Below are 26,637 nucleotides of genomic sequence, written 5' to 3'. Positions count from 1 at the left end.
TGCCTTTACGGATTTTTTTTGTGTATTTTATGGATAATTTTACAAAACTGGTATAATTATATTGATGCTTGTATAAGTAGAAGTGTACAACAATTTATATTTCATAAAGGGGATGAATCAATGATTGGTGAAATGAAGCGAGAAGCATTGTACTCTTTAAAGGGAAAATGGGGACTAGGTGTTGGATCAACAATTTTATATTTTATTTTAAGTTATGTTGTTTCGATGGCTGCAATGCTTATACTATTAATTCCAGGAATTATTATATTTCTCTCAGTTGCAAGCTTAACTGGATCATTTGAAGAGGAAACGATGTCAATTGGAGCAGGTATTACCTTTGGAATTTTTTATTGCATTATAATAATTTTGAGTAACGCATCGTATGGGATCACGTCATATGGTTATACAAATGTATTTTTACAGATTAGTAAACGAGAAGATGCTAAAGTAGATTACTTATTCGAAGGATTTCGTGGCTTTAAAAGAATGATGAAAACAATATGGGCAATGCTTGCAATTTTATTATATACAGGTACATGGATTCCGATATTGTTAGTAGCCTTATTTGCATTTTTTGGTGAAGAAGGAAATGCGTCGTTTGCTATTGCTATCTGTGTACTACTAGCTATTTCAATCGTTGGTATGATTGTGATGTATTTTTCTTATGCACTGACGTACTATGTGATGATTGAAAATCCAGAATATAGTGTTTCGCAGGCGATGAAGGAAAGTAAGAATCTTATGAAGGGTCATAAGTTAGATTTGTTTCTTTTATGGCTGAGCTTCATAGGATGGGCTATTCTAGCGCTTCTTACTTTTGGAATAGGATTTCTTTGGCTTAGTCCGTATATGAGTACGACGACAGCACACTTTTATCGCTATATTTCAAAAGGTGAATTTCAATAGGAACATGCTATACTAATAGAATTATTGTGTATAGGAGGCGAGGCTACGCATGATTAGTGATTTAAAAGGAGAAGCACTAGATTCATTAGAAGGAAAATGGGGATTAGCTGTTGGAGCTACACTACTCATTTCAATTCTTATCACGGCTTTTAGTTTTAGTGTTGATTGGGGATTTTTTTTGATTTTCGGTTGGCAAAAAACAAATGGTTCACTTTCAACGAATATTCTTACATTTTTTGTTACTGGACCGTTAACTTTAGGTGGATATTACCTTGGTTTAAATATCCTTCGTGAAAAGCAAGCTAGTATTGGTAATGTATTCATTTGGTTTTCAGAGGGAAAGAGATTTCTAAAATCATTTTTATTATATTTATTAGTAAATCTTTATCTTTTCTTATGGACGTTATTGTTCATTATTCCAGGTATTATTAAATCATTTTCTTATGCGATGACATACTTTATTATAAACGATCATCCTGAGTATTCACTGAACCAAGCTATTACAGAAAGTCGTCGTATGATGGATGGACATAAGATGGAGTATTTCATTTTATGTTTAAGTTTTATTGGCTGGTTTATATTAAGTTGTATTACGTTAGGGATTGGATTCTTATGGTTAATTCCATATTTCTATACGACATCTGCAGCTTTTTACGAAGAGATTGCAGAAGAATATTATGAGAAAAATATTTAGCACTAAAAAACCCCCGGTATGAATTATTTGTTCATACTGGGGGTTTTTTGTAGAAACTTTATAAACTGATTACTAGTAAGTGGTTTACTGAAATAGTAACCTTGCATATATTTACAGTTATGTTTTTGCAGAAACTTAAGTTGTTTTTCGGTTTCAATTCCTTCGGCGACGACTGAAAGATTTAAAGTATTTGCGAGGGAAAGTATTGTAGAAACGATGGCTCGTTCTTCAGGACGATGATCAGCTAATTGTGTAAATTCTCTCGGTACTTTTAATGTGTCGATTGGAAAAATTGATAAATAAGCAAGAGAAGAGTATCCAGTACCGAAGTCATCAATGGAAGTTTGGATACCGTATTCTTTTAATTGCTTCAGTCTTAATAACGTTTCTTTCTCGTCAACCATTGCAATTCTTTCTGTTAACTCAAGTGTTACATATTTTGGATCGACTTGCACGTCGTTTAATATTTGTGAAATGCTTTCAATTAATTGATCTTGCCGGAACTCTTTTGCGGATAGATTAACACTTATTTTTAAATTTTGGTAGCCAAAGGTATGCCATATTTTTAATTGGAGACAAGCTTCTTGTAATACCCAATGTCCAAGTGGGACTACTTGTGGCGTCTCTTCTACAATTGGAATAAACTCACATGGTGAAATGTCACCTAATAGTGGGTGTTTCCAACGTATTAAAGCTTCAGCGCCGATAATTTTATTTGTTGTCGTATCAATTTGTGGTTGATAAACGAGATAAAATTCTTTGTTTACTAAAGCGATTGGCAAATCTTTTTCAATTCGAGCTTTTCGTTCCATTTTTTTATATAGTTCTTTCGTGTAAAGAGAGCTACCGTTTTTTCCTTTATTCTTTGCTTCGTACATGGCCATATCAGCATGCTGCAAAATGGATAGCGCATCTTCACCTGCTTCAGGATATATTGCAATTCCGATGCTCGGTGAGATTTGTAAATGTTGATTTTCGATTTCAAATGGCTCATTCATGGCCGTTACAATCCTATCAGCTATTTTTTGGACATCTGGCTTTTTTTTGTAATTCTCGATAAGGATTGTGAACTCATCCCCAGCTAGCCGCGCGAGTTTCATATTTGATGTTGCTATTCTTTCGAGCCTTTTTGCTACTGCGATGAGCAATAGGTCTCCTACTCGATGACCGAGGGTATCATTAATAACTTTAAAACGGTCTAGGTCGAGAAACATAACAGCAAAAGGCTTTTTCGATATTTTTGCTCGCGCAATTGCCTGTTCTAAATGTTGATGAAATGCACGTCGATTTGCAAGCTCTGTTAAAGTATCATGGTATGCTAGGAAATTAATTTGTTCTTGTTGTTGTTTGCTTTCTGTAATATCTTTAATCATTAAATAAACCCCAGAAATTTTCTCCTTTAAAAAGATCGGTACGGCGGTAACGTGCAAGTAGTAAATATCTCTGCTTTTATGGTAAGCCCGTATTTCTAAAGAGATAGAATACCCCTTTTTCACGCGATGAAAGGCGTTAATCATTTCTTCTAAATCTTCTTCGTATATGAGTGAATAGTAAGGCTGGTTTAATAATTCATTCGTTTGATAACCGAGTAAAGTAGTGCCAGCGTTATTTACTTTGAGAAAATTACCGTACAAATCTAATGTGAAGATTGGATCTGGATGATGCTCGTATAAAGATTTAAACATTTGTTGATTATGATAGAGTTCATTTTTCTGTTCTACTAAATCTTCTGTACGTAGTTTAATTTGTTTCTCGAGTTCTGAGTTGAATTGCATTTGAGCAAACAATAATATTTTATTTTGTTTTCGAACTAAGCTATGACGTATGAGAACGAAAGAGAAAGTTATTATAAGTCCGATTACTATAATAGGCGCAAAAACGTATTCAACTAATATAAAAACAATAAGCATTACTACCGAAATATACGGTAATGATAATCGGATTGATTCACCAATTTTAGGTGTTAGTAGTACTTGTTCTTGTTTTTCAGGCTCTTTTGTATGGAGAATACAGGCGATTGCTACTAACACTAAGGTTACTTGATAGAAAGGAGTAACTGTAAACATAGAATACTCTGGTATGAAGTATTTTATATAAGCATAAATCGCATCTGTAGTAGCATATAAAATTAAAGCACTGCCAAGAAGTGCACCGACCTTTTTAGGTAATAAGGATAGTGGTTTGAATAAAAGGTTGATTCCTATTAAGAGAAAGAGTAAATCAGCCATTGGATAGGTAAGTTGAACAAATATGTCGATATAGGATGTTGTAAAGATGTGAATAGTTCGTTCAATAAGTAAGTAGTAACTTAAAGTAAATTGGGCTGTAACGATAATACAAATATCACATAGCATAAAAAGTTTTTCTAATAAATCTCGGTTATAAATGATTTCGTATAGAAAGGCAAACGTAAAACTAACTAAAAAAAGTAAGTAAAAAAAGTCAGATGGATCAACGAACGTATAGAAGTCTTTTACAATTAAACGCTGATAGGCAACGACTATATCACCGATAAAATAAGAGAGAGCTCCAACAGATAATATGATCCAAAATAAACGAGATAGCCCTTCTTTCATGTTTGAAAAATAAAGTATATAACTACAAGCGATAATATCAATTAATAGGGTACTCATTCCGATTAATAGCTGAAAAGGAAATGAGTATTCATATAGAAAAGGCATCGCTACGTAGTGAATCGTTATGGACAGCAATACAATGCTTATAAGAATACTTACATGTGTTTGTTTTTTCATTTATATCACCTACGGTTTCTTGAAAAGCATATATAAGTTTTATATTTATTTTGCACAATTATAGCAAGTTGTAAAGATAGATTTTAATAATTCTTGTTTCTGCCTCCCAACATATCGACATAGGAATTTGAAGTTTGCTATAATGATTAGAATAGTTGCATTATTTAGAAAAATTTAAAAATAATAATTACTGCAACTAGGACATATTGTTTACTATGTGAACTTGTTCTTAATTTAGGGGGGAGGGTTTCACAATGGCAAGTGTATATGAAAATAGTTATATGATCGTTTTGATTTTCTTGCTATTAGGTATATTGCTGCCGGTAGTGGCTCTTACATTAGGAAGGATGCTGCGCCCAAATAAACCAAGTGCAGCAAAGGCGACGACGTATGAGAGTGGAATTGAGCCTTTTCATGATGCAAATATTCGGTTTCATGCGCGTTATTATATTTTCGCTTTATTGTTTGTGATCTTTGATGTAGAAACTTTATTTTTATATCCTTGGGCTGTTGCGTATGACAAGCTAGGTTTATTTGCATTAATTGAAATGCTCATCTTTGTTGTAATGTTGCTAGTTGGATTAGCGTATGCTTGGAAAAAGAAGGTGTTACAATGGTTATAAATTTTGAGGAATTACATCCAAATGAGCGAGCAGAATTAGAACGAAATATCTTTTTTTCTACATTGGAACAGTTGAAAGGATGGGCGAGGAGCAACTCTTTATGGCCGATGACATTCGGACTGGCGTGCTGTGCAATTGAAATGATGGGGGTAGGCTCATCACATTATGATTTAGATCGATTTGGGTCATTTTTTCGAACTTCACCAAGGCAATCGGACGTCATGATTGTATCGGGAACGGTAACGAAGAAGATGGCTCCTATTGTTCGGCGCTTATATGATCAAATGCCCGAACCGAAATGGGTTATTGCGATGGGATCTTGTGCGACAGCAGGTGGTCCGTATGTAAATTCATATGCTGTTGTGAAAGGTGTAGACCAAATCGTACCAGTTGATGTGTATATTCCTGGTTGTCCCCCAAATCCAGCTGCTTTAATTTATGGAATTAATAAATTGAAAGAAAAAATTCGTTACGAAGCAAAGACCGGGAAGCAGGTGACGAATAAATGAGTAATCCAAATAAAGATTTAGAGGAGTTGAAAAAAGAAGCAGCTAGGCGTGCAAAAGAAGAAGCGAGAAAACGCCTTGTAGCGAAACACGAGGCGGAAATAAGTAAGCTTGAGGAAGAAGATCAAGAAAAAGAGAAAGCGCTACCAAAAAACGATGATATTACTATAGAAGAAGCAAAACGACGTGCAGCAGCAGCTGCAAAAGCAAAAGCGGCAGCGTTAGCGAAGCAAAAAAGAGAAGGAACAGAAGAAGTAACGGAAGAAGAAAAAGCGAAAGCCAAGGCGAAGGCAGCAGCAGCTGCAAAAGCAAAAGCGGCAGCGTTAGCGAAGCAGAAAAGAGAAGGAACAGAAGAAGTAACGGAAGAAGAAAAAGCGAAAGCCAAGGCGAAGGCAGCAGCAGCTGCAAAAGCAAAAGCGGCAGCGTTAGCGAAGCAAAAAAGAGAAGGAACAGAAGAAGTAACGGAAGAAGAAAAAGCGAAAGCCAAGGCGAAGGCAGCAGCAGCTGCAAAAGCAAAAGCGGCAGCGTTAGCGAAGCAGAAAAGAGAAGGAATAGAAGAAGTAATGGAAGAAGAAAAAGCGAAGGCCAAGGCGAAGGCGGTGGCAGCGGCCAAGGCAAAAGCGGCAGCATTGGCGAAGCAGAAAGCCTCGCAAGGTGATGGGGATTCGGGAGATGAAAAGGCAAAGGCAATTGCAGCGGCAAAAGCGAAAGCAGCAGCGGCTGCAAGAGCGAAGACAAAGGGGGCTGAAGGTAAGAAAGAGGATGAGCCGAAGCAGGAAGAACCGTCCGTAAATCAGCCGTATTTAAATCAGTATGTTGAGGCTATTAGGGAGAAGTTAGGAGAGGGTGCATTAGTAGATTCCTACATTAATAAACTGTCAAAGGATGTGCCAACTCTTGTGGTGGATCCCGAAAAGTATTATGAAGTGATGGAGTTACTGCGATTCCATGAGGGACTTGCTTTTGATTATATGTCAGAGCTACATGCGACGGATTTTGTGACACATATGGAAGTGTATGTTCATTTGTTTTCATATAGTAAGAAACAATCGGTAGCGGTGAAGGTAAAGATAGACCGGGAAGCGCCGCAAGTCGAATCTGTGACAGCGCTTTGGAAAGGGGCCGACTGGCCGGAGCGAGAAGCATACGATTTGCTCGGCATTGTATTTAAAGGGCATCCGAATTTAACGCGTATTTTAATGCCAGAGGATTGGGTAGGCTATCCGCTTAGAAAAGACTATGAACCGTATGATGTGGAGGTGTAGCTATGATCCGTACGGAAGAGATGCTTTTGAATGTAGGACCTCAGCATCCGAGTACACATGGTGTGTTCAGGCTCGTAATTAAGATTGACGGGGAACTTATTAAAGAAGCTACACCTGTTATTGGGTATTTGCATCGCGGGACCGAAAAGATCGCTGAGAGCTTACAGTATACGCAAATTATCCCTTATACAGATCGAATGGACTATTTATCAGCTATGACGAATAATTACGTCATTTGCCATGCTGTAGAGACGATGATGGGGCTTGAAATTCCAGAGCGTGCCGAATACTTGCGAGTACTTGCGATGGAGCTAGGAAGAATTGCGAGCCATCTCGTTTGGTGGGGGACGAATCTTCTTGATATAGGAGCGGTCAGCCCGTTTTTGTACGCGTTTCGTGAACGAGAGATGATTATAAATTTATTAAATGAATTATGCGGGGCACGGCTTACTTTTAACTATATGAGAGTTGGCGGTGTGAAGTGGGATGCGCCAGATGGTTGGATTGAAAAGGTGGAAGAGTTTGTTCCGTATATGAGAGAGCAACTGGCAGGTTATCATGATCTTGTTAGCGGTAATGAGATTTTCTTAAATCGTGTGAAAGGCGTTGGTATATATAGCGCGGAAGAAGCGATCTCGTATTCTTTAAGCGGAGCAAATTTGCGGTGCACTGGAGTAAACTGGGATCTTCGCAAAGATGAGCCGTATTCGATTTATGATCGTTTTGATTTTGATATTCCTGTTGGAAGCGTGGGAGATGCTTGGGATCGCTACGTTTGCCGAATGCAAGAAATCGAGGAGTCTTTAAAGATTGTTGAGCAGGCGGTTCAGCAGTTCCCGAAAGATGGAGCTGTGCTGGCAAAAGTACCGAAAATTATTAAGGCACCTAAGGGAGAAGCGTTCGTACGTATCGAATCGCCGCGCGGAGAGATTGGGTGTTATATCGCTAGTGACGGAAAGAAAGAGCCGTACCGTTTGAAGTTTCGTAGGCCATCTTTTTATAACTTGCAAATTTTACCGAAGTTATTGAAAGGTGAAAACATCGCTAATTTAATTACGATTTTAGGTGGAGTTGATATTGTACTTGGGGAGGTTGATGGCTAATGATTGAGACGCTCTTACAATCACCTTCAAGCTGGAAGAATTTCTTCATTTTTTTCGGATTAGCGGTACTTCTGCTATTTGCAGTCCTTGGCTTCGTTACATATGGAATTTTGGCAGAACGGAAAGTGATGGGGTTTATGCAAGGGCGGATTGGACCAAACCAGGTTGGAGGCCGATTCGGTTTACTGCAAACGGTAGCTGATGTTTTAAAACTATTATTGAAAGAAGATAGTATTCCAAAAGCAGCAGATAAACCGCTGTTTATATTAGCGCCTGTCATTGCATTTGCACCAGCATTTATGGTGCTTGCAGTTATCCCGTTCACTGATAAATTTCAATTTGCAGATATTGGAGTCGGGCTACTTTATTATATTGCTGTTTCCGGTATTACGACGATAGGTGTTGTAACTGGAGGATGGGCATCGAATAATAAATATTCCCTTTTAGGAGGGATGCGTGCGGCGGCGCAAATGATTTCTTATGAGATTCCGCTCGTAATGAGTGTAATTGGTATCGTTTTGCTAGCTGGTAGTCTGAATTTAAATGAGATTGTAGCGGCGCAGGAGAAGGTTTGGTACATTTTCGTACAGCCAATTGGCTTCGTCGTTTTCTTAATCGCAGCAGTTGCAGAGTTAAATAGAACGCCATTCGATTTGCCAGAAGCGGAGTCAGAACTTGTTTCTGGATATCATACGGAATACTCAGGTTTTCGCTGGGCGTTTTTCATGCTTTCAGAGTACGTATATTTCTTCGGGATGGCATCTTTAATTACAGTGCTCTTTTTAGGTGGATGGAATCCAGTTATGTTCCTTGGATTTATCCCAGGAGCTGTATGGTTTGCTTTGAAATTTAGCAGTGTAGTCTTTCTATTAATTTGGTTCCGCGTTACGTTTCCGCGTATAAGAGGTGACCAGTTAATGGAGTTTGGCTGGAAAGTATTATTGCCAATTGCACTTGCGAATATTTTCTTAACGGCATTGATTAAGGAGTTATTCTTCTAATCTATGAGGGGGGTGCCAGTAAGAGATGAAAGGACTATTTAAAGGATTAAAATATACATTAAGCAATTTGAGTAAGAAGAAGGTGACTTACGATTATCCGAATCAACCGTTGCCGTTGCCAGACCGCTTTCGAGGTATTCAAAAGTTTTATCCGGAAAAGTGTATTGTTTGTAATCAGTGCTCTAACATTTGTCCGACAGACTGTATTCAGTTAACAGGAAAGAAACATCCGGATCCTACGAAAAAAGGAAAAATTATCGACACGTATGATATTAATTTTGAAATTTGTATTCTGTGTGATTTATGTACAGAAGTTTGTCCGACAGAGGCGATTGTTATGACAAATAACTTTGAGCTTGCGGAATATTCACGTGATGATTTATTTAAAAATTTGCAGTGGCTTGACGAAAACGACGAAAACGTCAGGAAGGAGAATAAAGCATGAATGGCGAGTTTGTAGCATTCTTTATACTATCCTTGTCTGCAATTATCGGCGGTGTTCTTATGTTGAACTTAACGAAAGTTATGCACATGATGCTAGCTCTCGTTTTGACATTTCTCAGCATTGCAGGTTTGTATTTTCTTTTGTCAGCCGAATTTATAGGCGTTGCACAAATTTTACTTTACTCTGGTGCAATCACAATTATTATGATTTTCGGCATTATGTTAACGAAACATAACGCGGAAAATGAATCGCGTCTTACTCTTCGAAAATGGATTATCTTCTTTGCAGTTGTAGCATTTGGAGCGGTTATGTATTTCGCTGTTAATAATGTTGATTTTGCAAATGAAAGCACACAAGGAAGTTTACCTCTCCATGAAAACAACACACTTCAAATCGGTACGCTTCTCTATTCAAAATATATTATCCCATTTGAACTAACTTCAGTTATTTTACTTGTAGCACTCGTTGGCGCGATTGTACTTGCGAAAAAGGATGAGAAAGAGGAGGATTCCAATGAGTAGCGTTCCAGCTTCTGCATATTTAACACTTGCGATTATTTTGTTTTGCATCGGTCTATTTGGAGCTTTAACAAAGCGGAATACAGTAATCGTATTAGTTTGTATCGAATTAATGCTGAATGCTGCCAATTTAAACTTAGTGGCGTTTAGTAAATTAGGCTTATTTCCGAATTTAACAGGTCAAATTTTCTCACTGTTTACGATGGCTGTAGCGGCAGCGGAAGCGGCGGTAGGACTCGCCATTTTAATTGCTTTATATCGTAATCGTACGACAGTTCAGGTGGATGAAATGGATACGCTTAAAGGATAGCATTGTGACCGAAAAAGGGGGAAGGAAACAATGATCGATTATGCATGGCTCATACCGCTTTTCCCACTCGTTTCGTTTTTGTTACTTATTATATTCGGGAAGAAAATTAGAGAAGGAAGCAGCGTACTTAGTATTTTTTTCGTCTTTCTCTCCTTTATACTTGCGGTACTTGTGTTAATAGAAAGATTTTCAGAAGCAAGCGTGAAGCATAAGTGGGTGTGGCTTAGAGCTGGAGATGTGGATATATCATTTGGCTTTGAAGTGACTGCATTAGGAGCTTTAATGTTATTTATCGTGACGCTTGTGAGTCTACTTGTACATGTGTATTCGAAAGGTTATATGAAAGGTGATGAACGATTACCAACCTTTTACGCATATTTAGGACTCTTTACATTTGCGATGTTAGGGCTTGTTATATCAACGAATTTATTACAACTTTATATATTTTGGGAATTAGTTGGTCTTGGTTCATTTTTACTTATCGGTTTTTATTTCTTTAAAGAAGAAGCAAAGGCTGCTGCAAAAAAGGCTTTTATTATGACCCGTATTGGGGATGTTGGTTTATTTATCGGGATGATTTTAATTTTTTGGTACGCAGGTAGTTTTGAATATGACGCAATATTTAGGGCGATTTATACAGGGGATTTACCTCCTTACATGATTACAATAACAGCGATATTAATTTTTATCGGGGCGATGGGGAAATCAGGTCAGTTCCCGCTTCATACATGGTTGCCAGATGCAATGGAGGGGCCAACACCCGTTTCGGCACTTATTCACGCGGCGACGATGGTCGCGGCTGGCGTATATTTAGTAGCGACGATGTTCCCTCTATTTTCAGCAAGTACAGTGGCGATGCAGACAGTGGCAATCGTTGGAGCTTTCACTGCAATCTTTGCGGCCTCTATCGGTCTTGTGCAAACAGATATAAAGAGGGTGCTTGCTTATTCTACAGTTAGCCAGCTCGGGTACATGATGCTCGCGTTAGGTTCTGCCGGTTATGTAGCTGGTATATTCCATTTAACGACACACGCTTTTTTTAAAGCACTACTATTTTTGGCGGCAGGAAGTGTAATTCATGCTGTGCATACGCAAAACATTAATAAAATGGGCGGTTTACAGAAGAAGATGAAAGTAACTGGTACGCTATTTTTAATAGGTACTCTTGCCATTAGCGGTGTTCCGCTCCTTTCCGGTTTTTTCAGCAAAGATGAAATTTTAGCGGCGACGTGGATGAATGGCAATTACGTTTTATTTACTTTAGCGGTAATTGCGGCATTTTTAACAGCGTTTTATATGTTCCGCCTTTACTTCCTTGTCTTTACTGGAGAAACGAAGACGAAGGAAGAAGTGCATGAATCGCCTCGCGTTATGACGTATCCAATGATTGTTCTCGGCGTTCTCGCGGTAGTGGCAGGCTATATAAATACACCATGGTTTGGGACATTTCTCGGAGATTGGTTGACGAAAGATGTAGGGTTTAAGGTTGAAGAAGCGCATGGACCAGTTTGGATTATGATTGTTGCGACACTCGTTTCATTTGCGGGAATCGCTCTTGCATATTTCATATATGGCAAGAAATCAATTTCTAGAAATTGGGCTGGGGGTACGGAAACATCGCTTTATAATCTTTTGAAAGAAAAATATTATGTGGATGAACTATACAACATGACGGTGATCCCTATTACGAAAGGAATCGCTCATGTGCTTCGCTTATTTGAAGTGTATGTAGTCGAAGGAATTGCAGTTTTAATTGCAAGTGTAGTTAAAGGCATAAGTAATCTTGGATCGAAACTTCAAAACGGGAATGTACAAGTGTACGGTACTGTAACGGCAGTTTCGCTCGCTGTACTCGTCATTATTTTGCTCTATACGGGAGGGGATTTACGATGAATGATTTGTTGTTAACGTTCTTCATTTTTTCCCCACTTTTAGGAATTTTATTGCTTGTATTAACACCGAAAAAGGAATTGCGTACAGTGCGAGCGCTTGGCTTATTTGGGACGGCACTTCCATTTGGAATCGCTATCGTCCTCGCTTGTACATATGCTTCTGGAAAGAATTTGTCCCTATTTGATGAGAAGGTGAAATGGATTAAGTTCGGCGATTTTACAGCGGTAGATAAAAGGTGGTTTTCTATTTATTACGAGCTCGGTATTGATGGTTTGTCGCTTGTCATGATGGTACTGACGGCTCTTCTAGCAACGCTTGCAGCAATTGCAGCCTTTTCTATTAAAAGAAATTTAAAAGCATTTTATATGCTGTTACTCATGCTAGAAATAGGAATGCTCGGCGTCTTTGCTGCTCAAAACTTAATGTTGTTTTTTATCTTCTTTGAAATTACGTTGCCACCAATGTTCTTATTAATTGGAAAGTGGGGAAAATTGTCGAGTGAAAAGGCTGCGTATAGTTATTTAATATATAACGGTATTGGCTCAGCTATTTTGCTCATTGTTTTCTCAATTTTGTTCGCGAAAACAGGTACAACAAATATTGTGGAGCTGAAAGAGATATTAAGAAGCGTAAGTGCAGAGGGAGCACTCGTCATACCAAGTAGTTTGCAGCTTAGTGTATTTATTGCCATAATGATTGCTTTTGCAATTAAACTACCTGTTTTTCCGTTGCACCGCTGGATGGTCAATGTACACATAGAAGCGCATCCAGCTGTAGTTATGCTTCATGCGGGTGTTTTGCTGAAGATTGGAGCGTACGGTATTATTCGCTTCGGGAAAGGGCTATTCCCGGAATATTTTCACGATGTTGCAACACTAATTGCGATATTAGGCGTAATTAATTTATTATACGGTGCCTTTTTAGCGCTCATCCAAACGGACTTTAGGAAAGTACTGGCTTACTCTAGTATTTCGCATATGGGAATTGTGTTAATGGGACTTGCGTCACTTAATGCACCTGGTACACAAGGAGCGTTATTCCAAGTTGTATCACATGGTTTAATTGCAGCCTTGCTCTTCTTCCTACTGGGTGTTATAGAACAACGATTTGGAACTTCGGATATTACGGTGCTAGGCGGACTTGCGAAAAGTGTACCGATACTTAGCGGATTCTTTTTAGCAGGAGGAATGGCCTCGCTTGGATTACCAGGGATGTCTGGGTTTGTTAGTGAATTTCTTGCCTTTCTCGGTTTATTTCAAAGAGAGCCCGTCATTGCTGCAGTCGGTGTGATTGGCATCATTTTAACCGCTGTATACGTATTAAGGGCGACACTTCAAGTGACATTTGGAAAGAAAGAGTGGGAAGCAAAATCTGATATACACGGATGGGAGTATGTCCCTGTTTTACTACTTATCTTTTGTATTATTGCAATTGGAGTTATGCCAGAGTTACTAGGGGATCCGCTTCAAAATACATTGAAAACATTGGGGGTGAAGTAGGATGGATATGAATACGTTACTTAGCTTATCGTGGCATCTAATGGTGCCAGAATTTATTATTCTCGGCGCCGCCATCCTCCTTTCCATATGTGATTTGTTTTTTAAGCTGAATCATAGATATGTAGCTCTTGGTGCGATTGCTGCTATCGTATTAGCAATCGTGTCATTAATTACGCTATATAGCGAACCAGCTGGAGATATTTTAAACGGATCGTTTGTGTTAGATGGATTTTCAAAAGGGTTTAAAACATTGCTATTAGGTGCCTCAGCTCTCATTTTATGCACCGCAATGAGCGATGATAAGAAGAATCCAATTGAAGATAAGGGTGAATATTATTACTTATTTTTAATGGCACTTCTTGGTGCAATGTTCATGGCTTCTAGTGTTGATTTCATTACCCTTTTCGTTGGTTTGGAGTTACTTTCACTTTCTTCTTATATTTTAGTAGGAATACGAAAAAAGAGCCGTGCATCAAATGAAGCGGCAATGAAATACGTCATTAGCGGAGGAATTGGAACGGCGATTACGCTCTTCGGAATGAGTTATTTATACGGTATTACAGGTTCAACTAACATTGTAGATATGCAAAAGGTACTCACTGGGGAACTCGCTAGTGGTATTCAGTTATTGTTAGCTCTCGCATTTCTTTTATTGCTAGTCGGTCTCTCATTTAAAATTGCCACAGTGCCGTTTCATATGTGGGCACCTGATGTGTATGAAGGAGCGGCTACACCAGTTACTGCTTTTCTTGGAACGATTTCTAAAATTGCTGGTTTCCTACTCATTATTCGTTTGTTCCTTATGGTTTTTGCAAGTGTATTAATACAAGGAGATATGCAATCTTTATATGGGCATATGAGTATATATATTGCGGTGCTAGCAAGTATTACGATGATTGTTGGGAATGTAGTCGCGTTAAAACAATACAATATAAAGCGTTTATTTGCTTATTCGGGCATTGCTCATGCAGGGTATTTACTCGTTCCACTTGTGGCATTATCACCATTTACGATGGATAGCATGTGGTTTTATATGCTGGCATACATGCTTATGAATATAGGTGCATTTGCTATCATCCACGGCTTAATCTTACAAAATGATGAGGAAAATATAACAATTTTCACAGGTTTATATAAAAGATCACCATTTGCAGCGATTATGATGACAATCTTTATTTTATCGCTGGCTGGGATACCAGGAACGGCTGGATTCATTGGAAAGATTAACATCTTTTTAGGCGCGCTTCATGTAGAGCCAGCACATTACGTACTAGCTTCGATTATGATGGGTACGACAGTTGTTTCATTCGTATATTATTTCCGTATTTTACAACAAATGTTTTTCCGCACAGGAGAGACAGAAGAGAGGATACGGTTACCGTTAAATATAAAGGTTGTTATGAGTCTTTGTGCAATTTCGATTGTAATACTAGGGATTATGCCGATGATTGGGTACAATTTCTTTTATGAATATTTTCCATTAATGAAAGATTTCTTCTTCTTAGGGAACGTGGTACAATAGTGAAAATAAAAGGTGTGGAGTCAGTACTCTGCGCTTTTTATTTTGTGTTAACTTGTAATGTAGATATACGTTTTTGGAAAGAAAATCACGATGTAAAATGTAAGATGTCTATGTGCATTTGAAAAAGTGTAGCTCCTACTTATTATGGTATCGTTTTTATATTCTTTCATAAGTAGTAGCTGAGTAAAAAGGGGTCGATTTTTTGGCACAACTTTTAGGGCAACAAGCACTGATTGCCATTGTTTCGCATTTATTGTTTATTACCATTACGTGGTGGGCCTTACAAGGCATTCACATTGAGCGTTTAATGAAGTCCGGAAAAGTGCTGCAGACGCGAGTATTACTCATCTTAATTACAATTGCAATTGGGACATCTGTAAGTAACTTTTTCCTTGATTATTTAGGCTATTCGAAGAGTTTAACGTATTTAGTAAAGTAAGTGTATAGAACCTCAAATCTCCGTTAACAATGGGGATAGGAGGGGATGAAATTGAAGTTTAAAGCCATTCTTATTGTTGCACTTAGTGTTGTTTTATTTTTGGTTGGATATAGAGAGATGAAACCGATAAGCGATGAACAGAAAATGGAGAGCATGATCAAGGCTTTAGAGAAAAATGATGCTAAAGTAGAAAAATGGTCATGGTTAGCGAGAGAAACAAAAACAATTTCTAACATACATACGTTTCAAAAGTTGTTAAACGATGTGAAGGAAAAGGCAAATATTCAAAAGTGGGAAGTAGAGCAATCTCCAGATGGATATAAAGCTACATCCTATAAAAAGCTTTCTTCTTATGAAGAACGAGTAGTAGTAACTTGGAGTAAAGAAAATACTAAAGAAAACACTTTCATTATCTTTGAAGTAAGTGGGGCGAAATGGGACCCGAAGTATGTTCAAAACATGAATAAAATTTTTAGTGAAAAACCTATAATTTACACTTGTGTTCAAGGTGTACTGAATGATAAGATTGAAGGTGTTTTGCAAAATAAAACCAATCAGGTTTTGAAAGATCTTTCAGCAAGAGCGATCGAACAAGTAGAAGAAAGAGCATTTGTGTCAGTCTCCGCATACAATAAAAAGTGGGATGACGCTCTTTCAACAAATAGAGAGAAAATAAATGTGCAAATAGCAATACGTTCTACAGACAACAAAGATACAATTGTGGTTGGCACACCGATCATAACTTCTGAGTATTGAGTGAATAGATACTGAAAAAAGGACACGGAGGGGAATAATTTGGAAAAGATCATCGTCCGTGGCGGAAAGCGGTTAAACGGCACAGTGCGTGTTGAGGGCGCAAAAAATGCTGTATTACCTATAATCGCTGCAGCCCTATTAGCGAGTGATGGAAAGAATGTACTATCTGAAGTACCAGTTTTGTCTGATGTATACACAATTAATGAGGTATTACGTCATTTAAATGCTGAAGTCGTATTTGAAAATAATCAAGTAACAATCGATTCTTCTAAAGAACTAAACATTGAAGCACCATTTGAATATGTACGTAAAATGCGTGCATCTGTTCAAGTAATGGGACCATTATTAGCACGTAATGGTCGTGCTCGTATTGCACTTCCTGGTGGATGTGCAATTGGTTCACGTCCAATTGACCAACATTTAAAAGGCTTCGAAGCAATGGGAGCTAAAGTACAGGTTGGTAACGGTTTTGTTGAGGCATATGTTGAGGGAGAACTAAAAGGAGCTAAAATCTACTTAGACTTCCCAAGCGTAGGCGCGACAGAAAACATTATGTCTGCAGCTACATTAGCAAAAGGGACAACAATTCTTGAAAACGCAGCGAAAGAACCAGAAATCGTTGACTTAGCTAACTTCTTAAATGCGATGGGCGCGAAAGTACGCGGAGCTGGAACTGGAACGATTCGTATCGAAGGCGTTGATAAATTATATGGTGCAAACCACTCTATTATTCCTGACCGTATTGAAGCGGGAACATTCATGGTTGCAGCAGCAATTACTGGTGGAGACATCTTAATTGAAAATGCTGTACCTGAACATTTACGCTCAATTACAGCGAAAATGGAAGAAATGGGTGTTAAAATCATTGAGGAAAACGAAGGTGTACGTGTTATCGGCCCAGATAAGTTAAAAGCGGTTGATATTAAAACTATGCCTCACCCAGGTTTCCCAACAGACATGCAATCACAAATGATGGCATTATTACTACAAGCTGATGGAACAAGCATGATTACAGAAACGGTATTCGAAAACCGCTTTATGCACGTTGAAGAATTCCGTCGTATGAATGCTGATATTAAAATTGAAGGTCGTTCTGTTATTATGAACGGTCCAAACAGTTTACAAGGTGCTGAAGTAGCAGCAACTGACTTACGTGCTGCAGCTGCATTAATCTTAGCTGGTTTAGTATCAGAAGGTTATACTCGTGTAACTGAGTTAAAACATCTTGACCGTGGCTATGTAAACTTCCATAAGAAATTAGCTGCATTAGGTGCAACTATTGAACGTGTAAACGAAAAAGTAGAAGAAGTGAAAGAACAAGAAGTTTCTGATCTTCACGCTTAATTGAAATAGTCTCTATGTCTTTTGACATAGGGGCTATTTTTTTGGGTTATTACTGTTATAGTCAATAAATTCTATACTTATGCACGTACCAGTAAAAATATTTAGAAAATTTCTGTTTTATACTCTTCCCCTTAAGTATGTTCTAAAAAAAAGAGTTGTTCCATAAGAATGAATGGAGTAAAGCTTTTATATTGGGGGAAAATAGGATGAAATTTTCAAAGCCACTTTTTATTACAGTAGCGCTCTTAATAGCGCTCGTTATCATTGTACCTGCAGCCCTTGTTATTCCATTTGCGAAAGCAAAAGTAGGGGAAGAAACGGCCTCTAAAACTCCTCCAGCGATAGAAAGCATACCAGCTCCAGGAAAAGCAGATACAGCTGTTCAAGTTGCTGTATATCGCGAAAAACAGAAGAAGGTAGAAACATTACCAGTGGAGGAGTATGTGACAGGTGTAGTAGCTTCTGAGATGAATGCCAGTTTTGAAATAGAGGCACTAAAGGCGCAGGCATTAGCAGCAAGAACATTTGTAGTACAACGTATGCTAAGCGGAGGAAAGAAAAATAATGCGGACGTGACAGATACGGTGAAAGATCAAGTGTACAAAGGCAAAGATGAATTGAAGAAGCAATGGGGCAATAACTACGAAAATAATTTGAAGAAAATCGAAGAAGCCGTTTCGAAAACAGCAGGACAAGTTTTAACGTATGATGGAAAACCAATTTCAGCATCCTTCTTTTCAACGAGTAATGGCCGAACAGAAAATGCAGCTGACTATTGGGGAAATGATTATCCGTACTTGAAAAGTGTAGATAGTCCGTGGGATCAAGCCTCTCCAAAGTTTACGAGCGAGCAAACATTTACAGTAGCTGATTTTCAAAAACGTCTCGGTGTGAAAGTGCTAGCAGACGGGAAGGTTGGAAATATTAAAGACCTTACGGAAGGAAAGCGCGTAAAGGATGTAGCTTTTCAAGGAAAAACATTAACAGGAAAAGAAGTTCGTGAAAAGTTAGATTTACGTTCTTCTGATTTCACGTGGAAACAACAAGGAGATAAAATCATCGTTACGACGAAAGGGTTCGGTCACGGCGTTGGTATGAGTCAATACGGGGCGAACGGCATGGCAGCGGAAGGAAAGAAATATACAGATATCGTCGCTCATTACTATAAAGGCGTTGAAATAAAGACGATGAATGATTATGAAGGAAAACTGATGGTGAAGAAATAGGTGTCAGAACTCTGGCGCCTATTTTTTTTATGTAAAATAGAATAATTTTCCATTAATTGTTTGATATAATAGGATAAAAAGACATTTGGGGGAGACGAAATGGCGCTACTGGAGTTGAAACAGTTAGGGAAGGCGAACCAGTTACCGGAAATTGAGCTAAAGGTTGAAAAAGGACAATGTATTGTTTTGCAATGCAATAATCATACAGCTAAAGTGTTACACCGTATTATTATTGGTGAAGAAGAAGCTTCAACTGGCAACGTACTGTTTGAAGGGGAAGCAATTGGAAAGAAAAATTATTCCCGCATCGGTTTTTGTTTTTTGAAAGACGAGGCATATGATCGTTTGAAGGTGAAGGAATACTTTAATTTTTTTATGGGGCTTTATGAATCGAATATGAGTACGGAAGAAGTTGTACAATATGTCGGTCTCTTAGATAAGTTAAACGTTAAAATAGAAAAACTATCATTTTCAGAGAAGCGTCGTCTTCATATTGGACGAATGATGATTCATAATCCGGATTTAATCATTTTGGAAGAACCGGAGCAAAATGTCGATATAGAGAGTACGGTTATTATTCGAAAAGCGATTATGAAAATGAAAGAGCAAGGAAAGGCAATCTTTATTACGTCATCATTTCTATCAGATGCCCTTTCGTTAACAGAGGACGTATACATATTAAACAACGATGGTGTGAAAAAGATAGAAATTGAGCAAGAGGAAGTGGAAGAAGTCGGTGAAGAAAAAGTCATTCAAATGATTCCGCAAATGAAGTTAGAAAGAATACCTGCGAAAGTAAACGATAAAATCATTTTACTTGATCCGATGGAAATCCATTTCATTGAAACGCAAAACGGAGTAACGCATATTCACGTTCGTGAAGGCGATTTCGTATGTGCATTAACATTAAGTGAACTAGAAGCGAGATTAACAGGTTTTGGTTTCTTTAGATGTCATCGCTCTTACCTTGTAAATTTACAAAGAGTACGAGAAGTGATTACATGGACTCGTAACAGTTTCAGTTTAATTTTGGATGACGAAAGAAAAAGTTCAATTCCACTTTCAAAAGGACGCATGGATGAATTAAAAGGTGTTATTGGACTATAAAAGTGCTCCAATAAGCTCAACATGCGATTCATTCACCGGTAAAAATACTCCTTTTACCGGTATTTTAATGCGCCTACCCTTTGTTTTTCATATGATTGAGTCAAGAAAAGCGAAACAAACAAACGAAAAGCGCTAAAGCGACTTTCATCTATAAAGAAGAAAAACAAAGGAGATGAAGAAATGACATTGGCAATTGAAATGAAAGATGTAATGAAAAGTTTCAACGAAAAAACGGCACTTCGAAATGTAAATATTGAGGTGAAGCAAGGAGAGATATTCGGATTCCTTGGACCGAGTGGATCTGGTAAGACGACAACAGTAAAAATTTTAACTTCTCAATTGCTTCATAGTGTTGGAACGGTAAGAGTATTAGGGAAAGATATTACAGGACCAAGTAGCATCGATTACAAACGAATTGGTATTTTAACAGATAACAGCGGCTTATATGAAAGACTTAGCATTTATGATAACTTACTATTATTTTGTGACTTATACGATTGCAAAAAAGAACGAATCGATGAAGTACTAGCACAAGTGAATTTATTAGATGATAAAAAAACACCAGTAAAAAAATTATCAAAGGGAATGAAGCAACGCGTCACACTAGCAAGAGCAATCCTTCATAAACCAGATATCCTCTTCTTAGACGAACCAACATCTGCACTTGATCCAGTAAACGTACAAAATATTCATAAAATCTTAAAAGACTTAAATAAAGAAGGAACGACGATTTTCTTAACGACTCACAACATGGACGAAGCAGAAACGCTTTGTAACCGCATTGCCTTCCTGTGTGGCGGAGAGATTGTAGCACTTGATACACCGGAGAACCTGCGCTTACAATACGCGAAAGATCAAATACAAGTCGTGTTAAAGGATAAGAAGAAAGAAACGGTACAAAAAGATGAATTAGGTGCAAAACGTATTTCAGAATGGATGAACAAAGGAGAATTACTATCCATTCATTCACACGAACCAACTTTAGGCGATATTTTTATTGAAGTTACTGGGAGGGGATTATAATGACATTTTCAATGAGACGTATATCAGCTATTTTTAGAAAAGAAGTACAAGATTTTAAGACAAATTCACAAGTGTTGTTAATGGCATTTTTACCAATTATACTTTCATTTTTGTTTAGCAGATTTGGAGTGGGAAAGGAAATGTTAGGCATTACTACTATAACGGCCTTCCTATTTGTCGCAGGCTTTGTTCAATCTATGGTAATTGCAGAAGAAAAAGAAAAGCATACATTGCGTGTATTAATGCTATCACCGGCATCTTCGGTTGAAGTTCTACTTGGAAAAAGTATATTAACAGTATGTTTGACATTGGGCATTTGTATTATGAACTTATTTATTTTGGATCAATTCAGTGGAAATCTATTATTGCTAGGATTTATTTTCTTATGTGGAACAATTCTATTTATTGTGATTGGAACAATGATTGGATTGTTAGCTGCATCTGTACCACAAACATCAATAATTGGAATGCCGATATTAATGACGATGTATTTGGCTGTACAGTTTGAGCCGATGGTTGAAAATAAAGTAATTAAGACGATGATTGGATATCTTCCAACATCTCATATTGTGAAAGCACTTAACAGTTTAGTAGGTGGGGCGGGATTTAGTAGTATTAGTGGACATGTATTAAATGTTGCAGTTTGGCTTATTATATCGCTCTTTGTATGTTTAATCGTATATAAAAAGAAACAATTAGACTAAAAACTGAGCCAAAAGTGCTCAGTTTTTTCTTTTTTCTATCATTTCCTCGGAAATTTTGCAATTCTCATACATATTTTTACAGATTTTGTCGAAAAGTAATTAGTTATACGTTGTATAGGATGCGTGAATATTGTTCAAAATGATTGCTGAGGTGATGATGGAATGCGAGGAAGAAATAATAAAAAGTCGCAAAAGGTAGTACATTTATTTCAAAAAAGATGGGTGTTTCCGGCACTATACATTGCTTGTGCAGCGGTAATCTTAATGGTTGCGCTATGGTTCCAAGGAGCTAATCCGAAGAAGACTCCGAACCATGATCAAGCAACACCGTATACACAATCGGAAGATCCAGCAGTACCAGTAACGAAATCTTCAGAAGTAGTGAAAATGCCAGCTGCCGCGAATGCGGAAGTAGTCGTACAGAAGAAATTCTATGAAGATGCAGCAACTGAGGCGGAACAAGAAAAAGCACTTGTCTTTTATAACAACACATATTCCCCAAACAAAGGAATTGACATTGCTGCGAAGAATGGAAAAGAATTCAATGTTGCTGCTGCTTTAAGTGGTACAGTAACGAAAGCTGAAAAAGATTCACTTCTTGGTTATGTTGTAACAGTTGATAGTGGAAATGGTGTAGCGGTATCTTATCAAAGCTTAGGCAGTGTGAAAGTAGAAAAAGGTGCAAGAGTTGCACAAGGTGAAGTATTAGGAACATCCGGTCTAAGTGCAATGAATAAAGAGGCAGGCTCTCACGTTCACTTTGAAGTACGTAAAGATAATGTGGCTGTGAACCCTGAACGTTACTTAAATAAATCAGTAACAGAAATTAAAGCTGATGCAGGTGCTGCAAAGGCAACGAACGCTTCTGGTAAAAAAGCTGATGACAAATCTCAAAAAGAAGAAAAGTCAACGAGCACGAAACCAGAAAGTAAAACAGAAGACAAATCTCAAAAAGAAGAGAAATCAACAAGCGGTTCAACTAGTGACAAAAAAGAAGAACCGAAGAAAGAAGAAAAATCAACAAATGGTTCTACAGAATCATCTAACGATTCTTCTTCACAAGAATAAGAAAGTGGAAAAATCAGTTCCCACTAGGGGAGCTGATTTTTTTATTTCTATATAAAAATACTCAATTTCGAGAAAAAAGTTGCAATAACAAGGAAAAATGACGAGATTCTCGAATATATATTACAAAAGGGAGGGGATACTGTGTCATTTTTGTTTGTTCTGTCGACTGCTATTATTTTATTGTTTGTTTTATTCACTTTATATTATTACATTGCCGGTAAGAAAGAGGTTCCCCACCATCAATTGTTAGAAGAAGAATTGGAACGAGAAGAATGACACCTTTTATACAAGGTGTCATTTTTTTTCGCTATAATAGTCAGTTTTAACGTATTTCTCACAAAAAAACGTAATTTTTCTTAACTTAGTCCGCAAAAATAGTGAACATGTAGCATATATCAGTAGTGCGGGCAATACAATGGTATAAACCAAAGCAAAGAGAGTGTTTGAGGTGAGAAATCGTGAATTATTTCATTATAAATCCAAGAATGTTTAACGCTTACAAACAGCACTCACACTTACTTCTTAGTCGTATGCAGCGAGGCTCATTTCACCCTTCTCACATCCAAATTAGGGAGGCGAGTGGTGTGCACGATTACATCAAAGAGAGAACTATCAAGATTGGTAAGTATATCGTGGAGACAAGAAAGACAGTGCGTGTCATTGCAAAGGAATTTGGGGTATCAAAGAGTACAGTCCATAAAGATTTAACAGAACGTCTACCAGAAATTAATCCAGAGCTCGCAAATGAAGTGAAAGAAATTCTTGATTATCATAAGTCTATTCGTCATTTAAGAGGTGGAGAAGCAACAAAACAAAAGTATAGAAAAGAAGATGTAGAGAAGCCTGTACGTCAATAATGTTACAGTAGCAAACATTCCGTTCACATTCGGTAATATTTTTCAGAAGAATTCTTTTTGCGAATATTACGTTTCTGTTAAATTTATGATAAAATCAGAAATTAGGTGAAAAGAATTCGGGTGTAACCTGATTTTGAATATCGAGGAGGAAAAAACGGGAATGTTTGCGCGAGATATCGGAATTGACCTAGGTACGGCTAACGTATTAATTCATGTTAAAGGTAAGGGTATTGTATTAAATGAGCCATCTGTTGTGGCAATTGATCGTAATAGTGGTAAAGTATTAGCAGTAGGTGAAGAAGCGAGAAGCATGGTGGGACGTACGCCTGGTAATATTGTAGCAATTCGTCCACTTAAAGATGGTGTAATCGCAGATTTCGAAATTACAGAAGCAATGTTAAAGTATTTCATTAACAAATTGGACGTAAAGAGCTTCTTTTCAAAACCTCGTATTTTAATTTGTTGTCCAACAAATATTACATCGGTAGAACAAAAAGCAATTCGTGAAGCTGCTGAACGTTCAGGTGGTAAAACAGTATTTTTAGAAGAAGAACCAAAAGTAGCCGCAGTTGGTGCTGGTATGGAAATCTTCCAACCAAGCGGTAACATGGTTGTTGATATTGGTGGAGGTACAACAGATATCGCTGTACTATCTATGGGTGATATTGTTACCTCTTCCTCTATCAAAATGGCTGGCGATAAGTTTGATATGGAGATCTTAAACTATATTAAACGTAAGTATAAGCTATTAATTGGAGAACGTACTTCAGAAGATATTAAAATTAAAGTTGGTACAGTATTCCCAGGTGCACGTAGCGAAGAACTTGAAATTCGCGGACGTGACATGGTAACAGGCTTACCACGTACAATTACAGTATGCTCTGAAGAAATTACAGAAGCATTAAAAGAAAATGCAGCTGTTATTGTACAAGCTGCAAAAGGCGTATTAGAGCGCACACCACCAGAACTATCTGCAGATATCATCGACCGCGGTGTTATTCTAACAGGCGGTGGAGCTTTACTACACGGTATCGACATGCTTCTAGCAGAAGAACTAAAAGTACCAGTATTAATTGCTGAAAACCCAATGCACTGCGTTGCGGTTGGTACAGGTATTATGTTAGAGAATATCGACAGATTACCAAAGCGTGCTTTGAGATAATTTGAAAGAACTAAGGCTGGTGCCTTAGTTCTTTTTTTCGTTTTTATATTTTTTTATTTTGTTTTTTTGCGAAAATGGAAGGAAAATAGAGAAATATGAAGGAAACAGGTAAAATATTCATATATATGGTTAAATTTAATATTTCCTTAATTGAAAACGTTTATAATATAATGAGTCGAATACGACATTAAGGCAAATAATGTTTCAATACATATTGCCTTTCCCTAATTTGGGCATACACTCTTTTCCACCTCCGTGTCAGTTGCAAAAATGTGCAACTATTTTAATGGAATAGAGTGTGTGCATTTTTTTTTAGGAAGTTGTGCTAAATATAAAATGTTACTTTGTAATGACAAACAATAAACAAAATGGGATAATAGCAATATGTCCAAGTGGTAAGACCAATATTACAAAAGGGGCGATTGTTACATGCTAAATATAGAACAAATTAAAGAAATCATTCCTCACCGCTATCCATTTTTACTTGTTGATAAAATATTAGAAGTAGATGAAGGTAAAAGAGCGGTTGGGATTAAAAATGTATCCGCAAACGAAGAATTCTTTAACGGACACTTCCCTGACTATGCAGTTATGCCTGGTGTACTTATTGTAGAAGCATTAGCACAAGTAGGAGCAGTTGCAGTATTAAAGAAAGAAGAAAACCGCGGAAGACTTGCTTTCTTTGCAGGTATCGACAATTGCCGTTTCAAAAAACAAGTACGCCCAGGTGATCAGCTTCGTCTAGAAGTAGAAATGACACGCGTACGCGGCCCAATTGGAAAAGGAAAAGCAATCGCAACAGTAGATGGTGAAGTTGCATGTGAGGCAGAAATTACATTTGCGATTGGTGATAAAAAAGAATAGATAGTACTAAAAAATCTCCTTGTGAAAAAACAAGGGGATTTTTTAATTTCTGCTATATAACGATGAAACGATAATATACAAAATAATCAGAAAATAACTTGTAAATAGATGGTAATTACCATATACTTACTTTGTTATTTATCTAGAAAATAGGATAAGTGATAAAGGTAATAAAGAGATAAGGGCATTGTCATATTGTTAAGGTACTTAAATAAGACAAAGTAGAATGTTATTGATTATGATGAAATGTGGGGAAATCAGCAAGAATATTAATTAGACGTATGAAATCGAGCATAAGAGAGAGAAAAGGGAAATGTCGCATTTCACAAAAGGAGATTATGAATATGTTCGGGAGAAAGAAAAGAAAACCATTACGACAATTAATTACACATAAAGAGCCTAAATCGCGTATTACAGAACAATACCGTAACATTCGTACAAACATTGAGTTTACATCTGTAGATAATCATGTTCGTTCTATTATTGTTACTTCAGCCGATCCAGGTGATGGGAAAACAACAACAATCTCAAACTTAGCAGTTGTTTTCGGACAACAAGGAAAGAAAGTTTTATTAATTGGAGCTGACTTGCGTAAGCCGACGATACAAAACTTATTTGCCATTCATATTTCAAATGGGTTAACGAACTTATTATCAGGACAAGCAAAACTTATGCAATGCATTCAAAAAACAGATATAGAGAACGTATACTTAATGGCAGCAGGTCCAATCCCGCCAAACCCAGCAGAACTATTAGGGAGCCGGGCAATGGACGAGGCGTTGCTAGAAGCATATAACATGTTTGATATTATATTAATCGACACACCACCTGTCCTTGCGGTTACAGATGCACAAATACTTGCGAATAAATGTGATGGAATCGTACTCGTTGTACGAAGTGAAAAGACAGAAAAAGATAAAATCGTAAAAGCGAAACAAATATTAGATAAAGCATCAGGCAAACTACTAGGTGTTGTTTTGAACGATAAAAGAGAAGAAAAAGAGCAGTATGGTTATTACTAAAATATGAAAAAGCCAACAAAAATTTTT

Annotated in this window: 27 protein-coding genes; 26 read left to right on the top strand and 1 reads right to left on the bottom strand. The window is 37.4% G+C overall.

The annotated features are described in order from the left end of the window. The first annotated feature begins 18 nt into the window (after positions 1 to 18). Together EBQ15_RS27085 and EBQ15_RS27080 are read left to right on the top strand one after the other, a co-directional pair. Positions 19 to 906: a DUF975 family protein gene (locus EBQ15_RS27085; RefSeq protein WP_002001522.1), complete on the top strand. Its 888-nt coding sequence runs from the start codon at positions 19 to 21 to the stop codon at positions 904 to 906. Positions 907 to 955: 49 nt separating this feature from the next. Next, positions 956 to 1,600, top strand: a complete 645-nt coding sequence (locus EBQ15_RS27080; RefSeq protein ID WP_000622461.1) for a DUF975 family protein — start codon at positions 956 to 958, stop codon at positions 1,598 to 1,600. A 23-nt stretch (positions 1,601 to 1,623) separates the two neighbouring features. Here the strand turns inward: EBQ15_RS27080 and EBQ15_RS27075 are convergent, their stop codons facing one another. Continuing rightward, positions 1,624 to 4,353: an EAL domain-containing protein gene (locus EBQ15_RS27075; protein WP_000744993.1), complete on the bottom strand. Its 2,730-nt coding sequence runs from the start codon at positions 4,351 to 4,353 to the stop codon at positions 1,624 to 1,626. A gap of 254 nt (positions 4,354 to 4,607) precedes the next feature. On the opposite strand from EBQ15_RS27075, the gene nuoA reads away from it, so the two are divergent. From nuoA to EBQ15_RS26955, 24 genes are all read left to right on the top strand, one after another. Then, positions 4,608 to 4,976, top strand: a complete 369-nt coding sequence (nuoA, locus tag EBQ15_RS27070) for an NADH-quinone oxidoreductase subunit NuoA (RefSeq protein WP_000179273.1) — start codon at positions 4,608 to 4,610, stop codon at positions 4,974 to 4,976. Beyond that, positions 4,967 to 5,485 carry an NADH-quinone oxidoreductase subunit NuoB gene (nuoB, locus tag EBQ15_RS27065; protein WP_000236331.1) on the top strand — a complete coding sequence of 173 codons (519 nt, stop codon included), beginning with the start codon at positions 4,967 to 4,969 and terminating at the stop codon, positions 5,483 to 5,485. Before nuoA ends, nuoB begins: the two co-directional genes overlap by 10 nt. Then, entirely contained in the window at positions 5,482 to 6,747 is a 1,266-nt protein-coding gene (locus EBQ15_RS27060; RefSeq protein ID WP_033692990.1) for an NADH-quinone oxidoreductase subunit C, read from the top strand. The genes nuoB and EBQ15_RS27060 overlap by 4 nt, the downstream gene beginning before the upstream one ends. Before the next feature lie 2 nt (positions 6,748 to 6,749). Next, on the top strand, positions 6,750 to 7,850 hold the full coding sequence (nuoD, locus tag EBQ15_RS27055) for an NADH-quinone oxidoreductase subunit NuoD (protein WP_000621464.1): 1,101 nt from the start codon (positions 6,750 to 6,752) through the stop codon (positions 7,848 to 7,850). Next, positions 7,850 to 8,851 carry an NADH-quinone oxidoreductase subunit NuoH gene (nuoH, locus tag EBQ15_RS27050; RefSeq protein ID WP_000573419.1) on the top strand — a complete coding sequence of 334 codons (1,002 nt, stop codon included), beginning with the start codon at positions 7,850 to 7,852 and terminating at the stop codon, positions 8,849 to 8,851. The genes nuoD and nuoH overlap by 1 nt, the downstream gene beginning before the upstream one ends. Before the next feature lie 25 nt (positions 8,852 to 8,876). Beyond that, positions 8,877 to 9,296 carry an NADH-quinone oxidoreductase subunit NuoI gene (gene nuoI, locus EBQ15_RS27045; protein WP_000677191.1) on the top strand — a complete coding sequence of 140 codons (420 nt, stop codon included), beginning with the start codon at positions 8,877 to 8,879 and terminating at the stop codon, positions 9,294 to 9,296. Beyond that, complete coding sequence (locus EBQ15_RS27040; protein ID WP_001012814.1) at positions 9,293 to 9,817, top strand: NADH-quinone oxidoreductase subunit J; 525 nt, start codon at positions 9,293 to 9,295, stop codon at positions 9,815 to 9,817. The genes nuoI and EBQ15_RS27040 overlap by 4 nt, the downstream gene beginning before the upstream one ends. Then, on the top strand, positions 9,810 to 10,124 hold the full coding sequence (gene nuoK, locus EBQ15_RS27035; protein ID WP_000100079.1) for an NADH-quinone oxidoreductase subunit NuoK: 315 nt from the start codon (positions 9,810 to 9,812) through the stop codon (positions 10,122 to 10,124). The genes EBQ15_RS27040 and nuoK overlap by 8 nt, the downstream gene beginning before the upstream one ends. Before the next feature lie 30 nt (positions 10,125 to 10,154). Beyond that, entirely contained in the window at positions 10,155 to 12,017 is a 1,863-nt protein-coding gene (gene nuoL, locus EBQ15_RS27030; RefSeq protein WP_000568226.1) for an NADH-quinone oxidoreductase subunit L, read from the top strand. Then, a complete protein-coding gene (locus tag EBQ15_RS27025) occupies positions 12,014 to 13,516 on the top strand; it encodes an NADH-quinone oxidoreductase subunit M (RefSeq protein ID WP_000998937.1) in 1,503 nt (500 codons plus the stop codon). Before nuoL ends, EBQ15_RS27025 begins: the two co-directional genes overlap by 4 nt. A 7-nt stretch (positions 13,517 to 13,523) precedes the next feature. Continuing rightward, the gene (gene nuoN, locus EBQ15_RS27020; RefSeq protein ID WP_033668383.1) at positions 13,524 to 15,038 is read left to right on the top strand and encodes an NADH-quinone oxidoreductase subunit NuoN; all 1,515 of its coding nucleotides are present in this window, start codon (positions 13,524 to 13,526) and stop codon (positions 15,036 to 15,038) included. Between the two features lie 202 nt (positions 15,039 to 15,240). Continuing rightward, positions 15,241 to 15,477, top strand: coding sequence for a DUF1146 family protein (locus EBQ15_RS27015; protein ID WP_000057889.1), 237 nt, complete (start codon positions 15,241 to 15,243; stop codon positions 15,475 to 15,477). Between the two features lie 51 nt (positions 15,478 to 15,528). Next, entirely contained in the window at positions 15,529 to 16,233 is a 705-nt protein-coding gene (locus EBQ15_RS27010) for a YwmB family TATA-box binding protein (protein WP_000669016.1), read from the top strand. A 39-nt stretch (positions 16,234 to 16,272) separates the two neighbouring features. Further along, positions 16,273 to 17,577: a UDP-N-acetylglucosamine 1-carboxyvinyltransferase gene (gene murA / locus EBQ15_RS27005; protein ID WP_000411274.1), complete on the top strand. Its 1,305-nt coding sequence runs from the start codon at positions 16,273 to 16,275 to the stop codon at positions 17,575 to 17,577. A gap of 206 nt (positions 17,578 to 17,783) precedes the next feature. Beyond that, complete coding sequence (spoIID, locus tag EBQ15_RS27000; RefSeq protein WP_000672648.1) at positions 17,784 to 18,803, top strand: stage II sporulation protein D; 1,020 nt, start codon at positions 17,784 to 17,786, stop codon at positions 18,801 to 18,803. Between the two features lie 99 nt (positions 18,804 to 18,902). Beyond that, complete coding sequence (locus EBQ15_RS26995; protein ID WP_001185917.1) at positions 18,903 to 19,910, top strand: LytTR family transcriptional regulator DNA-binding domain-containing protein; 1,008 nt, start codon at positions 18,903 to 18,905, stop codon at positions 19,908 to 19,910. A gap of 180 nt (positions 19,911 to 20,090) precedes the next feature. Next, on the top strand, positions 20,091 to 20,933 hold the full coding sequence (locus EBQ15_RS26990) for an ABC transporter ATP-binding protein (protein WP_000170855.1): 843 nt from the start codon (positions 20,091 to 20,093) through the stop codon (positions 20,931 to 20,933). Further along, on the top strand, positions 20,933 to 21,637 hold the full coding sequence (locus tag EBQ15_RS26985; protein ID WP_000144438.1) for an ABC transporter permease: 705 nt from the start codon (positions 20,933 to 20,935) through the stop codon (positions 21,635 to 21,637). Before EBQ15_RS26990 ends, EBQ15_RS26985 begins: the two co-directional genes overlap by 1 nt. A gap of 162 nt (positions 21,638 to 21,799) precedes the next feature. Next, positions 21,800 to 22,705, top strand: coding sequence for a stage II sporulation protein SpoIIQ (gene spoIIQ, locus EBQ15_RS26980; protein ID WP_001214926.1), 906 nt, complete (start codon positions 21,800 to 21,802; stop codon positions 22,703 to 22,705). A 141-nt stretch (positions 22,706 to 22,846) separates the two neighbouring features. Next, the gene (locus tag EBQ15_RS26975) at positions 22,847 to 22,981 is read left to right on the top strand and encodes a hypothetical protein (protein WP_000008903.1); all 135 of its coding nucleotides are present in this window, start codon (positions 22,847 to 22,849) and stop codon (positions 22,979 to 22,981) included. A gap of 308 nt (positions 22,982 to 23,289) precedes the next feature. After that, complete coding sequence (gene spoIIID, locus EBQ15_RS26970; protein ID WP_000544012.1) at positions 23,290 to 23,562, top strand: sporulation transcriptional regulator SpoIIID; 273 nt, start codon at positions 23,290 to 23,292, stop codon at positions 23,560 to 23,562. 160 nt (positions 23,563 to 23,722) lie between these two features. Next, on the top strand, positions 23,723 to 24,724 hold the full coding sequence (mreB, locus tag EBQ15_RS26965; RefSeq protein WP_000457978.1) for a rod shape-determining protein: 1,002 nt from the start codon (positions 23,723 to 23,725) through the stop codon (positions 24,722 to 24,724). A gap of 429 nt (positions 24,725 to 25,153) precedes the next feature. After that, a complete protein-coding gene (gene fabZ / locus EBQ15_RS26960; RefSeq protein WP_000931959.1) occupies positions 25,154 to 25,588 on the top strand; it encodes a 3-hydroxyacyl-ACP dehydratase FabZ in 435 nt (144 codons plus the stop codon). A 344-nt stretch (positions 25,589 to 25,932) separates the two neighbouring features. Then, positions 25,933 to 26,610, top strand: a complete 678-nt coding sequence (locus EBQ15_RS26955) for a CpsD/CapB family tyrosine-protein kinase (RefSeq protein WP_000467952.1) — start codon at positions 25,933 to 25,935, stop codon at positions 26,608 to 26,610. Positions 26,611 to 26,637 lie beyond the last annotated feature (27 nt).

Source organism: Bacillus sp. 2D03 (assembly GCF_003946765.1).
GTDB lineage: Bacteria > Bacillota > Bacilli > Bacillales > Bacillaceae_G > Bacillus_A > Bacillus_A cereus.
The sequence above is the reverse complement of the archived record's forward strand: the minus strand, read 5'-3'. Positions and strand labels throughout refer to the sequence as shown.